This window comes from Methylomonas sp. 2F7 (assembly GCF_057126975.1).
Window position 1 is genome coordinate 1,369,366 of sequence record NZ_CP195203.1, and the last position, 14,320, is coordinate 1,383,685.

Genomic DNA, 14,320 nt, shown 5'->3' on the forward strand with positions numbered 1-14,320 from the left:
AGCCGCTATTAGTAGGCAAAACAGCCGCAGCCCAGTGCCCACGGATTGTCAAACTGTGCTTGTTTTCCAGCATTATCCAGCCCCAACCAGCGCGACAGCTTGCCGTCGTGACCTGAATGATGACCGTGAATCGCACAGGTGTGCGCTGCGCATGAAGCGGCCGGTAACGCATAATGCGTTTGCGGCGTTTGATGGCCGCCGAAATAGCGCACTGGCGACCAATCGGGACTGGCCGGCGGCAACGGCGTATCGAACCGACTGAAATCATTCGCTGCGTAAACGATTCTGCCGCCTACCATGGTCAGCAGCGAGGTAATAGCCTTGATGGCCTCGTCGGCGACGGTCATGAAATCGTGCGATGTCACCACCAGATCGGCATACATGCCTGGCGACAAGGCGCCTTTTACCGTCTCTTCGTTCGATTTATATGCGCTGCCGGCGGTCCACAGACGCAAGGCCTCCTCGCGTTCCAGGCAATTGCTCTCGCCGTAGAGCGGCAACCCGCCGACCGTTCTGCCTGTCACCAGCCAATACAAAGAGACCCAGGGATTAAAACTGGCAACCCGTGTGGCATCGGTGCCGCCGCCTACTGGGATGCCCATTTCCAACATTTTTCGCAGCGGCGGCGTATGCTCAGCTGCCTTTTTACCGTAGCGGTCTACAAAATATTCGCCTTGAAAGGCCATGCGGTGCTGTACCGCAATGCCGCCGCCCAACTGCTTGATCCGCGCCAGATTCTTTTCGCTGACGGTTTCAGCATGGTCGAAAAACCAGCGCAAATCGTCGAAACGGGTGTCGCGATCAATCGCCTCGAACACGTCCAGCGCCCGGTCTATGGTTTCGTCGTAAGTAGCATGCAGCCGGAACGGCCAGCGATTCTCCACCAAAAACCGAACCACGTCGCCCAGCTCTTTTTCCATACTAGCCGCCATGTCCGGGCGGGGTTGCAGAAAATCTTCGAAATCGGCGGCGGAAAACACCAGCATCTCGCCCGCGCCATTCTGGCGAAAATAACTGTCGCCGCTGTAAGGTTTGACAACGCCGGCCCATTTCTGAAAATCCGCCAGCTCACCGCCCTTATTTTGGGTAAACAAGTTGTAGGCGATGCGCACGGTCATCTGTCCGTCTGCATGCAGTTGTTCGATCACCTGATAGTCGTCCGGGTAATTTTGAAAACCGCCGCCGGCATCGATGCAACTGGTCACACCCAAACGATTCAACTCGCGCATGAAATGCCGGGTGGAGTTGATCTGATCGTCCAGCGGCAATTTCGGACCCTTGGCCAAGGTCGAATACAAAATCATCGCATTGGGTTCGGCAATCAACATCCCGGCCGGATTGCCGTTGGCGTCGCGCTGAATTTTGCCGCCCGGCGGATCGGGGGTGTCTTTACCGATGCCGGCGGCGCGCAACGCGGCGCCGTTCAATAACGCCCGATCATAGAGATGCAGGATAAACACCGGCGTATCCGGCGAAACGGCGTTGATTTCCGCCAGGGTCGGCATCCGCCTTTCCTTAAATTGAAACTCGCTCCAGCCGCCAACCACCCGCACCCATTGCGGTGCCGGCGTTCTGGCCGCTTGCAGCTGCAGCATCGCCAAGGCATCGGCGATGCTGCCGACGCCTTCCCAGCGCAGCTCCATGTTGTAATTGAGGCCGCCGCGAATCAAATGCAGGTGCGAGTCGTTCAAGCCCGGCAGGACCCGTTTACCGTGCAAATCGATGGCGACGGTATCGGCGGTCGCCAGCGCCTGGATCTGTGCATCCGAGGCCAGCGCAAGGACTTTACCGGCGGCGATGGCGATCGCGCTGACCTCCGGCTGAGCAGGATCCAATGTCGTGATTTTGCCATTAAATAAAATGGTCTCCGGGCTAGAAGGTTTCATATGCCACGCACCTCATCAACTGTATTTATAAGGAAAACGCATTCAATCCGCCGCTGCTTATTGGTTAACTTTGTGCGGATATTTGGCGCGTTGCCCATAGTCGTGCACCAGGCTGGCCGCATAGTCGATACCCATGCCGTACGCGCCAAAATGTTCGCGAGCAATATCCGTTGTGCCGCCATAGGTTTCTTTACGACTCCAATCCCGTTGCAGTTCCAAGAGTACCTGCAGCGAGGTGATCGACTCCGCGCCATGTTGTTCGGCGCGCCTGATGGCGGCATTGTGCGCTTCTAGCGAAGTACCGCCCGAGGCATCGGTATTCATGATGACTTCGAAGCCTTCCGCCAGCGCGCAGATGGTTGGGAAGATCAGACAAGCTTCCGTCCATAACGCGGCCATCACCAATTTTTTTCGTCCGGTCTTTTTAACGGCGGCGACGAAGGCCTCGTCTTCCCAGCTATTCATGCTGGAACGTTCGATTGGGTCCTGCTGCAACACATCCATCAACTCGGGCCAAATATAGCCGCTGAAGGATTCGGTTTCGACGGCGGTGACAACGGTAGGAATATTAAACAACTTGGCCGTTTTGGCCATCGCGACGGTGTTGTTCTTGAGTAATTGGCGGTCGATATTGGTCACACCAAAAGCCATTTGCGGCTGATGGTCGATAAATATAAACGCACAATTATCGGGGGTAATAAGTTTTTCGGTGGCTGCGCTCATTGATTGCTCCTTTAAACTAAATTGATTAAGTCAGAATTCACGGACTTGTATTTGACCAAGCTCTGAGACTTGGGTATTGAACAATATTGACTTTTTTCTTAAAAATTAACGTATAAATAAAATGGTTTAATATCTCTCCTGTAAACAAAATACAAAGTGAAAAATGGCGGTGCCTGTAGGGAAAGCGCTACAAAACCTATGACAGTTCTACCGTACAAATGACAGTAATTCCGCAGGTAAACAATCTCGATTAAACGTTTCGAAATTGGCCCGGCGTTACCCCAACCTTTCTTTTAAACACGCGGTTTAGATGGCTTTGATCGGCAAAACCGCACAATATCGCAACATCGGTTAATGCAATTCCGGTAGAAATAAACTTTTTGGCTTGAATAATTCGATACGCTTGCAGATATTCGTGGGGCGTAATTCCCAAGCATTTTTTAAAGTTTCTTAATAGCACAAACGGATTCGATTTAGTGACTTCCGAAAGCTCGTTCAGCGAAATATTTCGATTATAAAAAGTCCGCAAATATTCAACGGATATTTTCACTTTCGAAGGCTTTAATAGTTGCCGGCAACCGTAATGATTGCCTGTCACTTGCTGCAAAAACCGATTTATGAATAGAGCCAGACAAGTCGATTGTTCCAGAGCGCATTGGCTGGCTTCTAAAACTCTATGCGTATCGGCAAAGTAATTCCGTAAATACAGGTTATCAATGATCGGATTTTTAAAATCCAATACAAACTTGCTTAACTCGTGTTTTTCGCAATATTCGATCAGTTGCCTAGGACTAATTTTGATTTCGCGACAAATTGCACCGTCCTTATTTATAAAAGCCGATTTCAGGGAGAATATTTGCCCCGCATCGCGCATCACCAGACAATTTGGTGTTTCAAGATAGTTCTGGCCATTTTGCCGGCTTTTCCAAATCGCACCGGAAAAACCGATAATGGCAATTTCATCGTGAAAGATTTTTTCCAGTGAAATCGACTGCTCGGGCGTTATATCGAAGCGCGAAAAATGGCAACCTTCAATCTGCCAGTTCAGTATTTTGCTGGAAGTAGTGTGTCCCATAATTCAGTCTGTCCCGTTATTAAAGTGGTTTTAATAGGCTTTGCCAGGACTGCGGTAACGATTGCCACAGTCCTCTGCCGTTGACTTGCGCCCAAGGCATAATTCGGAGGCTAACTTTTAAAAAACCATTTCGCGATTAGCCGGACATAGAGCGGCATGATCAAATACACCACCAAACCGACGATAACCAAAGCCAATACACCCTGGCGAATGCCGAACTCTCCTAACTGCGGATACTTTACAAACAGGGGTTCCATCGCCGGCGGCACATACATCGTCAACGGCCAGATCACCGACGTCGTCACCAGCCATTGTTTCCAACGCCGCGGATGCTTACCCACCGCCGGCGGGGTAAACCAGTAATCGATGCCGGTTTTGATGTCGATCGCTTCTTCGCTGTCCAGAATCCCGGTAATTTCCTGAAGCAACTGCTGGCGTTCCGGAGACCGCTGCCAGAATTCCAAGGCCTGGATTCCGGCAAAGCGCACCACGATCAGATACTCGTTGTGGCCGTCCGGCGGACGCACGACTTGTACCCCCAAATGCCCCGGAAAGCTTGCGGCAATCGGCATGATTTTGCTTAACCAACGCTCGTATTGCTGAAGGTTGCGCTTACCTTTTTTCAGCCGATGGCGGATGGCGAAAAAAACTTGTTCGTTGTTGGGCGACGTTTGGCTGATTTCGTTCATGGCGCACTACCGGCTGGGTTTCTCATGCGGGCGTAAATCAAACACCAACACTTCGGCATTGTGACCCTGTTGTATGTCGATTAGGCGCTCGCCGCGGATGCGGGCGCCATCGCCTGCGTGAAGCACAGTGCCGTTCACGGTCAAGGTGCCGCTTACCAGATGCACGTAAGCATAACGGTTATCCGCGAGCGTTAACTGCGCCTGTTCGCCGACATCGAAACAGCCGGCGTAAACCCGCACATCCTGGTAAACCGACAATGATCCTTCCGCACCGTCCGGCGAAATAATCAGCGCCAGCCGGCCTTGTTTTTGCGCGGGGCCAAAATGACTTTGCTGATAGCGCGGCTCGACGCCTTTGCTATTCGGCACTAGCCAAATTTGCAGAAAATGCACTAACTCGCTCTGCGAATGATTGAACTCGCTATGAGTCACGCCGGTTCCGGCAGTCATTAACTGAACGTCGCCGGCTTCGATCACCGAGCCGTTGTCCATCGAGTCTTTGTGCGCCAACGCACCGTCGATGACATAGGTAAAAATTTCCATGTCCCGATGCGGATGCGTACCAAAGCCTTTACCCGGCTGCACAATATCTTCGTTGATCACCAACAAATCGGAAAATCCGCTTTGCTGCGGATCGTAGTAATTGCCGAAGGAAAAAGTGTGTCTTGAGAATAGCCAGTCGAACTGAGCGCTACCTCGGCGGTGGGCGGGACGAATTTCCAGCATGATCGAGCTCCTTTCAAAAATTTCGAATTAACATTCACTCATCTTTTGTATGGAATATTGGGGTTTTAAGCGAGTGAAATTAGAATACTCCTGAGTTTTTATTATTTAAAACGAGTTATTTTGCTTTTAATATTCGATTTTTTCGAAAGTGGTTTTGGAGTTCTAATGAAGTTATCGCTGGAAGCTATTCAAATTATCGATGCGATCGACCGTACTGGATCGATGTCGGGCGCGGCGGAACTGCTGCATCGCGTACCCTCCACCATTTCCTATGCCGTCGGCAAATTGGAAGAACAATTGAATCTGAAGTTATTCGAACGCAATGGCCCCAAGCTTTCGCTAACTCCGGCCGGAAATGCCTTGTTAAACGAAGGGCGTTTGTTATTACACGCCTTTGGCGACCTCGAATCTCGGCTATATAAAATCGCGTCGGGATATGAAGCCGAGCTGACCGTGGTGTTTGATTCCCTGATACCCAGCAAGGTGTTTATTAACGATTTGCATGAGTTTAATACTCTGGAATGCGGAACCCGCATTCGCTTCACCACGGAAGTGATGAGCGGGGTATGGGAGGCATTACGTGAGGAACGAGCGGATATCGTCATAGCCGTCGGCGATTGTCCGAATTGGAGCGGCTATCAAGTCAGGCAGATCGATACCGTGGATTTTGCATTTTGCGTCGCGCCCGTTCACCCGTTGGCCGCAGCAAATCAGCCAATTAAAACCGACATGCTGCATATGCATACCGTTATCGCCGTCGCCGATAGCGCCCGGTCGCTGCCGGCAAAAACAGTAGGTTTATTGTCCGGGCAGAAACGCATTACGGTGCCGAATATCGACACCAAAATCCAATTTCAAAGGGCCGGATTGGGCTTTGGCTTTTTACCGCGACGATTAGTTGCCCACGACCTGGAAATCGGATCGCTGATGGAATTGCAGGTTGAGGAAGCGCGTCCGTCGGAACCGGTGTGGCTGGCAATGCGCACTGCAAATAAAGGTGAAGCGGCCAATTGGTGGTACCAAACATTAAGCCGGCCGCTGTTAAGTGACGTTTGAAATATCGGCGCATGCCGTCGCCCAAGCTTAGCGCCGGCTTTGCCGGTTATCGGAGGCGCGGCAAACTCATTTTGGTGTTCACGCCGAAACCGGCGTGGAGTACGCCTGAAAACCGTTCAAAGACCGCTTCAGGCGAATAAAAAGCTCTCCAAACAGGGGGCATAACCGCTGAAAATCGACTTCACGGTCAATTTCAGCGCAAAAGAATCAAGGTTACCGTGGGTAAGGGGAAATATTCGTGAGTTTTTCACCAGCCTGCTAAGCGGCTTTGCTGACAAACAAAACGATGTTGCTGGTGTTCATTTGCGGCCACGCCTGAAAATCGATAGGTAGCTCGAGCAGTGGCCCGGTAACGCATGACTTCAACGAACCATCGGTTGCGATATAGAGCTTTTTCGGTAACTTGACTCTCTGATTGTCGATTTTGGCGGTTTTGGTGTTCATTGCGGTCAGGCTGGTGAATGTTGGGAGACTTCACTTTATTGCCGGTTTCTTATTGCTGCCTTAACCACTTCATGGCACTCGGATTCCGGCAATCCCTGGCGGAATGACAATCTTGGAAAATATGCGCCGTATAATATGACAAATTAGAATGGATTAACGCGTTATTGAATTGCCTGCAACGTATACCTGAAACCCGACACGCTCGAACAAATTAAACTGTTTTTTGAAAAACACCTCTCCTTACCGTCACCCGAGGTTGTAGCGGAAGCAAGGCTTCAGGAGGTGCTGACTGCCTTAATGACAGAAATGATGAGCATGGACGATGTCTGTCAGGATATCGAACGGGCCAAGATACTGTCATTGGTGAAAAAGTGTTTTTCGCTCTCCACCGAACAGGCTGAGACCTTGATGACCAATGCGGAACACAAGCGTCGGCAGGCGGTTGATTATTACGAATTTACATCAACAATCAACCGATGCCTAAGCCCTGAGGAGAAGATAAAGTTTGTTAAATCCCTCTGGCAGATCGCCTATGCCGACGGCAACATCAATCCGCAAGAGGAGTATATGGTGCGGAAGATTGCCGACCTTCTCGGCGTCGCGCATAGCGATTTTATTCTGGCTAAACTGCGCGCGAATCCCAATCCCTGAATATCGGCGTATCAACACCTTTCAAAATGAAACACTCATGAAAAAGAACAAGAAAAACAAAAATCTGTGGCTACAAGAAGCTGAAATTGAGGTGGGAGATTTGTACTTCACCACCGCCCAGCAATACCGTGCGGTATTGGCGATGAACGACGATTTTTTAATTTACGCGCCTAGCTCCGAAGGCATGGAGCCATTAACGGCCGATAGCCAAATGCCGTTTGCAAACTCGCCCGCTAAAAAATGCCAGATTGCCACATTTGCGCAAAAAGAATACCAAGCATTCAATTGGCACGGCGCGTTGGCCGTCAAACACAAACTCTCGGCGTCGCAAATTGCCGAGGCCATCAGTCAATGTAACGCGAAAGCCCCAATCGCGGGCTTGATGGCTGAATAAGCCACTTTACGATTCCGCTGCTTGGCTAAATCGGTGTAAGCGCGCCACTTTGCTTGCGTGAGCGGAATGCCTTCCTATCGAATCGGGGCCTAAATTTAACGTCGTCGCCGTGCCGGCGACGTCCGTTAATCGCTCTGGATGCCCGAATTCGCGGGGATGACGGCGCCCGAGTGTTTCTAGCTTGGTCTACCCGGGTTATCTTCCCATATAGAGATAAAGGCCGCCCACTAACCACGTCAATATTAATAATGTCCAAGGCAGCCAATGTTGCTGGTAGACAATGATTGTCTCTATTTCCTGACCATCGGGCTCAATCGTTTGCTGTTTTTCGCGCACCAACTTTTTGCGTTTTTTGTCCAGTTCCCGCGCCTTGGCTTTTTGCTGCTTTTTGTAGCGCTCGATACCTTCTTGAATGCCTTGGGCAATTAACTTGGTTTGCTCTTTGGTTTGGGCCGGACGCTGGTGGGCCCTGGCGATTTTGCCGGCTTCTTCCTGCGTTTGCTGGGACGGCTTTTGATAGGGGTTTTTGCTCATCGTGATTCGATTTGGTGCTGCGGATTGTTTGATTCGGAGTCAGTATGTCGAAATCTTGGGAGCTTGTCATCAGCTGGGTGACGAAACGGCCGGGCTGGGCCGTGGCCCGGTTTGTTACCTTAACGTTAACATCCGACCACTTTGCCCTTGTCGCAATCAGTGAATTTAACTTACTGCGAAGGTGCAGGTAAGTCATTAAAGAGTTAGAGTTTGTTATCAACCTCTAACGTTTTCCTGATTACTCATAACCCTCAGTCAATCTGAGCAAACGCCCCAGTATGGGAGGTATATTTGAGAGACGTAAGGCAAAAAACGGCCACTTTCGGACATTAAAGATTTTCCATATATGGCAGCTAAAGCTATCTAAGCTGTCGCTTAACGATTTATTTTCAGAAGTGACAAGAGGCCGAAGACCAGTGAAAGCCTGTAAGAGCTTATTTGTCTGGTGAATCCTGGAACGAAAAGTGAGGCACAGATTGTTCTCCGTTGTCCGAATTCACAACTGCTTGAATCATGGGAGTGCAGGCACATAATGGTTAAAACTATTGCCTGGGCGGTTATCAATACTAAAGACGAAGTCTTCGTAATGTGTGTTGTTTAGATTGCGGAATACCCGTGTGCTTTTGGGTAGTTTTCGATAGTAACCGGAAGCACGATCAAGTAAGACCTGACCATCATCTACCATATTTAGCAAAATATAACGACCGCCAGGAAGGACAGATCCACCGCTTTGAAGGATTCCGTTTACACGATGACCCTTGATATTTCCACCTGCATTAAAGACCAATAAAGAAGTGTTTGGTGCATCTTTGTGAAAAAGCGCATCCTGCCGATTATCGATTTGTCTTACTGAAAACCCATATAGTCCCATCCAGATTGCGCTTTCGTAGATGTTCGGCTCGTAGGAAATAAATCGTGGCCCGGCCAAAACGACACCGTTGTCTAAATGTATGCCAGTAGCATCCAGTGAACGTGCTTTAGAAACGCCGTTTTCACTCGAACACTTCCAGATTACCGAGCCATCGCCGGGCGCATAGTTAAAACAAATGTTGTCAATCCCGACAAAAAAGTAGCGGTTGGACCGAAAGTCAGGTATCACTTCTTCAACTTTGCCGATGTTGTCAATATCGATGCGAACCAAAATCGCGTCTTCAGAAAATAATTGGTTTGAAATGAACCATTGTTTTTTGTCCCGAGCGATGTATATAAACCTGGAGTTCGGGTGCCATTGGAGTGTCGGCCACTTGTAGTAAACTTTGCCAGCGATCATTTTATCTGGGGAATAGTGGTCAACATTCTCAAGTGCTAGTAGAGGTTGCCTGCCAAGCCTTGCAATGTAAAGCTTTCTATTACTTACGATGGCTACCTTTTGATTGTCTGGCGATGGATACACCATAACGAGATCACCGTTGAACCATGACCCTTCAAACAAAGAGGGGGCGGTCTCATCAATGTTTAACCCATATTTGAGCTGTTTTCCAATCGAATAGAAAAACGGGGTTTCGGCTCTTTCAACGAATTGTGAGGGATGATAGTTTGATATTCCGATTGACTCATTGGCAAAAACGTTTTGTAAGGTTGATAGAAATATCAAAACGAATGCCATAGGCTGAGTAAAGCAACGCGAAACCCAGCAGATGGTTTGAAATAACGGAAATGGTCGCATTCAAATTACTCTTTGGATTAGAAAATCCTATCAGCCACGAAGCAGGGTTTCATTATCATTCAACCTAGACTACTCCTGCAAACCGATATCGGCTTTTTATCAATTTGCAGACATTAACAAACTAAAGTGATCGTCGCTTAAGGGTCGTTATGAGCCCTTGCTTAATTATCGCCATGTAAATCGAAGCCTCTGCAATCGGCCAAACCAGGCTTAGGGCATCGTAAATCTGAAAACTGGCAAAGGCTGTGACGGCTGATATTATTGGCGCTCAGTAGAATCGGATAGATTGGCAACCCGCTTGCCGACGCGAAATAAACTCCACGCCAGCACGACCACCATCAACGTGATGACAACGCCCAAAAACCAAGAACTGTTCAACAGCTTAGCGACATTGAAAGCTTGTTCGGCGGCTTGCGCCTCAGTTTCCGGCCCCAATCCGGCAGTGTTGCTTCGGTAACCTCGCCGCAACAACTCCTGGATCGGTGCGGTGTCGTAGCGAGGCGCTTCGGCGGTTTCGGCGCCGTATTGGATTTGATAGCTCAGGCCGGTTTGCGGCAAGAACAGCAATTGGTAGCCGGAACCGGTGCCGGCGACGGTGTTGATATGTAGTTCCGGGTTGTCCTGGTCACGAATCACAATGCGGTAGCGCGATTGCCGTTGTTCCGGAAAGCTGATGGCGGTTTGCTCGCGATTGATGTCTTGATAATGCAGGGCTTCCAAAGAGCCGGTGCCGATGGTGCGCATTTGGGTTTCCAAGCCTTGCGTCAGCGGGATTTGCACTTCGGCTTGGCGGCTGAAGTTTGGAGTCATGATTTGCAGCTTCAAGCCGTTCAGTGGTTGCCGCAGGGTGTCGACGTCGATGATAGTGGCTTTTTGCTCGGCATCGAGTTTGATTTTAAAACTGGCCGGGTAATCAAATTGCTGATCGGTGTCGGCCACGGTTTCGCCCACGTTGTGCCACAGCTCGATGCGCTCGACATGTAGAGGTTCTTTGATTTGTTGCGTGGTTTCCTGGCGTTGCAATTCTTCGCCGCCGCGCACGGTGCGGGTCAGTTCCAAGAGCTCGGCTACCCGGGTTTGGCTGGCTTTGGCAACGACGATTTTAAATTGCCGGAAGCTATTCGCCGGCAACTCGACGTCGCGGTTACCAACAGACATATAACGCGAATAATCGTAAATCTGCGCTCTCTCGACCAGCAATTGCCAGTTTTGGCCGTCGTTGGAACCGTGAATCTGCAAGGCGTATTCGAAATCATGCTGGTTGGTGACTAGGCTTAGACCGTCGGCGTTGGCGGCGTTTTTGTCCAGTTGTACGGTAACGACGAAGCCTTCGTCCTCGTCACCGAATTTTTGCAAATCGATGGTCTTGCTGGTGCTGGCCACGCGCTTACTGACCGTCTTCCGGCTGGCGATTTTTTGCAGCAAATAAGGCGTTTCGACGCCGTTTTGATCGATCAGGCGCAAGTCGCGAAAGTCGGCGGCGGTGTTGGCATACACCGCGCTGTCCAGCGGAACGGCCAGCAGGCTTTGTTGCCCGTTATCTTGGGCCAGTACTGGTCGGCTGTACCGGAAGGCCGGCGCTTCGTTGGCCCAAGCCTGGGTCAAAAACAGGCAGCATAACACTGCAAATTTGGCGATCATGATCATGTTTTGTTTTCGGCGTTGCCGATAAAAGTTTGTTGATAACGCATGTAAAAAAACGCGCCGCCCAGCGCCAGCATGCCCAGCACGATAAAGGCGACGATCCGATAAATTTGTTCCAGCCGGGCCAGGTCTATGAAAAATACCTTCCAGGCCACCAAGGCAAACAGCGCCAGACCGACCAGGCGCAGTCCGGCAATTTGCCGCTTGATGCCGTTGAACACCAGCGTCAACGCAAATATCGACCATAAGATTGATACACCGCCGGAACGCAAACCCGGCACATATTGATACAAGAGTGAGTTAATTTCCAGACTTAAAAAGGTAAATAACAAGACCAGCGCCGCGCCACCCAGCCATTGGCGGATATTGCCGGTGTCGGTTTCGTAGTCCGCCAGACGGCGTAAGGCGAACAGCAAAAAGGCTATGGTCGCCGCGAAATCCAGCAAACGCATCAATGCCAGTTCGAAGGAATAGCCGCCGCCGTAGCGCAAGGTCCAGACGCTGTCGCCGACGCCGATATGCCCCAGCGTCAAGTCCCAGGACGGCAGATCGAACAACAGCATCTTCAGGAACACGCCGATCAGGAACAGCCGAAGCGCTTGTAGCAGCCAATCGCCCGTACCGGCCACGTAACGGGTCAACAACAGCCAGCACACGGCCAGCCAGACCAACGTCAATACCGGCAATTGCAAGGGTGGATACAGATAGGCAAAACTGCGGAACAACTCCAATTGCAGCACCACAAACAACAAACTGCCGCCGCCCAGCAGGATGATTTGCAGCAGCAGATTGTCTTTCAGCCACAGCGGCACATCGTTGCCGGCATCGCAAGTCAGCGATGAGGCTGGTACCGGTTTTTCGATCAGCGTGTAGGCCAAGGCCAACGACAGGATGGGTATGCCGAAGCTGATTACCCGTTCCAGCAAGCCCAGCAAGAAGGCGCCGAACGATTGCTGGCTATCCATTTGCATGCCGTATTGGCCGGGCAAGTCGATGAAACAAAAACGCACCAGCACCAGTGCGTAAAGCAGATACGCCACTTGTTGTAAAAACGCGCTGCGCAATTTGCCCGCCATCCACAGCATTACCAAGGCTTGCAACGACCAGCTGACGGTAATCCATTGATTGGACAGCAGCAAGGGCAGGGTAATGGTCACAAAAAATGCCGCCAAGCCAATGAAGCTGATCAATAGTTCCTTATCCACCACCTTCCGCGCGAGGCAATAATAGACGTGGCCGACATAAAACGCCGCCAATGCCACGGTCAGCAAGGCGGTCCAGATTTGCCCGTAGGCGTCGTCGATCAGATGGTAGGCGGTGCCGAAGAAGATGGCGGCATTGACGATCAGGCCAATTAAATCCAGTAGGGTCGATTTGGTTTGATTGACCAGGCAGAACAAAAACACCGTGGTGGAATACAGCACAAAAAAGCCGGTCAAGAACGGCAAGACCTGCCAGAAATACTCGACCTGATAGTTTTGCATCGAGCCGAAGAACAACAGGTAATTAAAGAAAAAGCTCAGGAAATTTAATAAATGCCATTGTTTGTACCAGTTGATCGCCAGGATGCCCGTGCCCAGCAGCAACATGTAACTAAACAAACCAGGGAAATTCACCTGGCCGGTGGACAGCATAATCGGCGTGCAATAGCCGCCGATGATCGCAAAGATGGCCACCAACATGGAATCCAGCTTGATAGCCAAAAACGCGGCGCAAGCGGTAACCAGTATCATCAAGGCAAAGGTCGGGTAGACGTCTAGCAGATGGTAAAAACTGTGCGCGGCAAACACGCTGAAATACAACACTGCGATGCCGCCGCCGAGCAAGCCCTGGCTGAACAAATGGTAGTTGCCGCCGACCAGGCGCACACCGCCGACAATCATGCCGACGCCCGCCAGCACCGATAGTTCTACCCGCGCTTGTTCGCCGAGCATGCCGTTGTCTATCGAATATTTCAGGAAAAAGCCGATACCGGTCACCAAAATCAATACGCCGATCCGCAATAACCAATTGCTCGCGACCGCGTATTCCATCGCCACACCCTCAGGCCGATGGCCTTCGCCGACGATGATCCAGTTCCAGATTTCTTTCAGGATTTTCTGTGCCGCCAGTTCGAAACGGCTGGGTTCGGTGGGTTGCCAGGTGTTTTGACTCCAGGGGTTTTCCTGGGGTGGCTCTGCAACAGGGCTTGGCGTTATTTCGGGCGTTTGCAGAACCGGTTCGGCAGGGAGCTGGCTGGCGGTGCTTTCGAATAGCACCTGTTCCGTTGCCGGCGTTTGCACTTCGAATATAGCGGGCTGCGGCGGTGTTTCGTGAGTGGGCACTACTTGCGCCTTTGCCAGCTCACGCAGCAGTTTGCGGTCTTCGCGTAGCGCCGCTTCTATCTTCCGCAGGGTCTGATTAATGTCATCCTGGTTACGTCTTTGGCGGACCATTAAAACGGTCAACATCGCGATTATTACGATGGGCACCAAAATCAGGACAAAAGCGATAAAACCGAAAAAATCGTCCACGGCAACTCTCCAAGGCTGGGCAAACGGCGGGTTATTTGGGTTATCAAGCAAGCTTTTCAGGTCACGGCCAGATCTTCTGCGTGAACCGGCAAATGCGCTGGGTTACGCGCCAATTTGCAAAAGTAGACGTATTCGTGAGCGGCGTCACTATTCAGGATAACCGCTTGTTACTCTGATTGCTATATATGGCCCGTGTGGCAAGGATTTGTTCTATGCTTGATGCATGGATTACAAGGGTAAGCTTAGGATTACATATAGATTTTCCACGAGCTGCCGACAACCCAAGGTGTATAACCACACATTCCAATACATTGGCCGA

The 14,320-nt window shown here is 50.7% G+C and carries 13 protein-coding genes; 3 read left to right on the plus strand and 10 right to left on the minus strand.

Annotated features, from left to right (window positions below):
- Positions 1–8: 8 nt before the first annotated feature.
- From ACR64Q_RS06265 to ACR64Q_RS06285, 5 genes are all read right to left on the minus strand, one after another.
- Positions 9–1,886 carry an amidohydrolase gene (locus ACR64Q_RS06265; protein ID WP_313733983.1) on the minus strand — a complete coding sequence of 626 codons (1,878 nt, stop codon included), beginning with the start codon at positions 1,884–1,886 and terminating at the stop codon, positions 9–11.
- Between the two features lie 57 nt (positions 1,887–1,943).
- Complete coding sequence (locus ACR64Q_RS06270) at positions 1,944–2,609, minus strand: hydrolase (protein WP_313733984.1); 666 nt, start codon at positions 2,607–2,609, stop codon at positions 1,944–1,946.
- A gap of 250 nt (positions 2,610–2,859) precedes the next feature.
- On the minus strand, positions 2,860–3,684 hold the full coding sequence (locus ACR64Q_RS06275; protein WP_313733985.1) for a helix-turn-helix transcriptional regulator: 825 nt from the start codon (positions 3,682–3,684) through the stop codon (positions 2,860–2,862).
- A gap of 110 nt (positions 3,685–3,794) precedes the next feature.
- Positions 3,795–4,373, minus strand: a complete 579-nt coding sequence (locus ACR64Q_RS06280) for an antibiotic biosynthesis monooxygenase (RefSeq protein WP_064024616.1) — start codon at positions 4,371–4,373, stop codon at positions 3,795–3,797.
- Between the two features lie 6 nt (positions 4,374–4,379).
- A complete protein-coding gene (locus tag ACR64Q_RS06285) occupies positions 4,380–5,099 on the minus strand; it encodes a pirin family protein (RefSeq protein ID WP_313733986.1) in 720 nt (239 codons plus the stop codon).
- A gap of 165 nt (positions 5,100–5,264) precedes the next feature.
- Here ACR64Q_RS06285 and ACR64Q_RS06290 point away from each other — a divergent pair, with 165 nt between their 5' ends.
- Positions 5,265–6,155 (plus strand): LysR family transcriptional regulator, encoded by an 891-nt coding sequence (locus ACR64Q_RS06290; RefSeq protein ID WP_313733987.1) that lies wholly within the window; start codon positions 5,265–5,267, stop codon positions 6,153–6,155.
- A 258-nt stretch (positions 6,156–6,413) separates the two neighbouring features.
- Here the strand turns inward: ACR64Q_RS06290 and ACR64Q_RS06295 are convergent, their stop codons facing one another.
- Entirely contained in the window at positions 6,414–6,599 is a 186-nt protein-coding gene (locus tag ACR64Q_RS06295) for a hypothetical protein (RefSeq protein WP_313733988.1), read from the minus strand.
- A 282-nt stretch (positions 6,600–6,881) separates the two neighbouring features.
- On the opposite strand from ACR64Q_RS06295, the gene ACR64Q_RS06300 reads away from it, so the two are divergent.
- Together ACR64Q_RS06300 and ACR64Q_RS06305 are read left to right on the plus strand one after the other, a co-directional pair.
- Entirely contained in the window at positions 6,882–7,250 is a 369-nt protein-coding gene (locus tag ACR64Q_RS06300; protein ID WP_313733989.1) for a tellurite resistance TerB family protein, read from the plus strand.
- 37 nt (positions 7,251–7,287) lie between these two features.
- Positions 7,288–7,644: a hypothetical protein gene (locus tag ACR64Q_RS06305; protein ID WP_313733990.1), complete on the plus strand. Its 357-nt coding sequence runs from the start codon at positions 7,288–7,290 to the stop codon at positions 7,642–7,644.
- A gap of 195 nt (positions 7,645–7,839) precedes the next feature.
- Here the strand turns inward: ACR64Q_RS06305 and ACR64Q_RS06310 are convergent, their stop codons facing one another.
- From ACR64Q_RS06310 to ACR64Q_RS06325, 4 genes are all read right to left on the minus strand, one after another.
- A complete protein-coding gene (locus tag ACR64Q_RS06310) occupies positions 7,840–8,178 on the minus strand; it encodes a DUF2956 domain-containing protein (protein WP_313733991.1) in 339 nt (112 codons plus the stop codon).
- 511 nt (positions 8,179–8,689) lie between these two features.
- Complete coding sequence (locus tag ACR64Q_RS06315) at positions 8,690–9,844, minus strand: hypothetical protein (RefSeq protein WP_483823287.1); 1,155 nt, start codon at positions 9,842–9,844, stop codon at positions 8,690–8,692.
- Positions 9,845–10,102: 258 nt separating this feature from the next.
- On the minus strand, positions 10,103–11,491 hold the full coding sequence (locus tag ACR64Q_RS06320) for a hypothetical protein (protein WP_483823288.1): 1,389 nt from the start codon (positions 11,489–11,491) through the stop codon (positions 10,103–10,105).
- Positions 11,488–14,001: a DUF2339 domain-containing protein gene (locus ACR64Q_RS06325; protein WP_313733994.1), complete on the minus strand. Its 2,514-nt coding sequence runs from the start codon at positions 13,999–14,001 to the stop codon at positions 11,488–11,490. Before ACR64Q_RS06325 ends, ACR64Q_RS06320 begins: the two co-directional genes overlap by 4 nt.
- Positions 14,002–14,320: the final 319 nt, after the last annotated feature.

Coding starts and splice junctions, on each gene's coding strand:
- ACR64Q_RS06305 (WP_313733990.1), top strand. CDS start 7,288: ATGAAAAAGAACAAGAAAAACAAAAATCTGTGGCTACAAGAAGCTGAA.
- ACR64Q_RS06320 (WP_483823288.1), bottom strand. CDS start 11,491: ATGATCATGATCGCCAAATTTGCAGTGTTATGCTGCCTGTTTTTGACC.
- ACR64Q_RS06285 (WP_313733986.1), bottom strand. CDS start 5,099: ATGCTGGAAATTCGTCCCGCCCACCGCCGAGGTAGCGCTCAGTTCGAC.
- ACR64Q_RS06315 (WP_483823287.1), bottom strand. CDS start 9,844: ATGCGACCATTTCCGTTATTTCAAACCATCTGCTGGGTTTCGCGTTGC.
- ACR64Q_RS06310 (WP_313733991.1), bottom strand. CDS start 8,178: ATGAGCAAAAACCCCTATCAAAAGCCGTCCCAGCAAACGCAGGAAGAA.
- ACR64Q_RS06265 (WP_313733983.1), bottom strand. CDS start 1,886: ATGAAACCTTCTAGCCCGGAGACCATTTTATTTAATGGCAAAATCACG.
- ACR64Q_RS06295 (WP_313733988.1), bottom strand. CDS start 6,599: ATGAACACCAAAACCGCCAAAATCGACAATCAGAGAGTCAAGTTACCG.
- ACR64Q_RS06275 (WP_313733985.1), bottom strand. CDS start 3,684: ATGGGACACACTACTTCCAGCAAAATACTGAACTGGCAGATTGAAGGT.
- ACR64Q_RS06280 (WP_064024616.1), bottom strand. CDS start 4,373: ATGAACGAAATCAGCCAAACGTCGCCCAACAACGAACAAGTTTTTTTC.
- ACR64Q_RS06290 (WP_313733987.1), top strand. CDS start 5,265: ATGAAGTTATCGCTGGAAGCTATTCAAATTATCGATGCGATCGACCGT.
- ACR64Q_RS06270 (WP_313733984.1), bottom strand. CDS start 2,609: ATGAGCGCAGCCACCGAAAAACTTATTACCCCCGATAATTGTGCGTTT.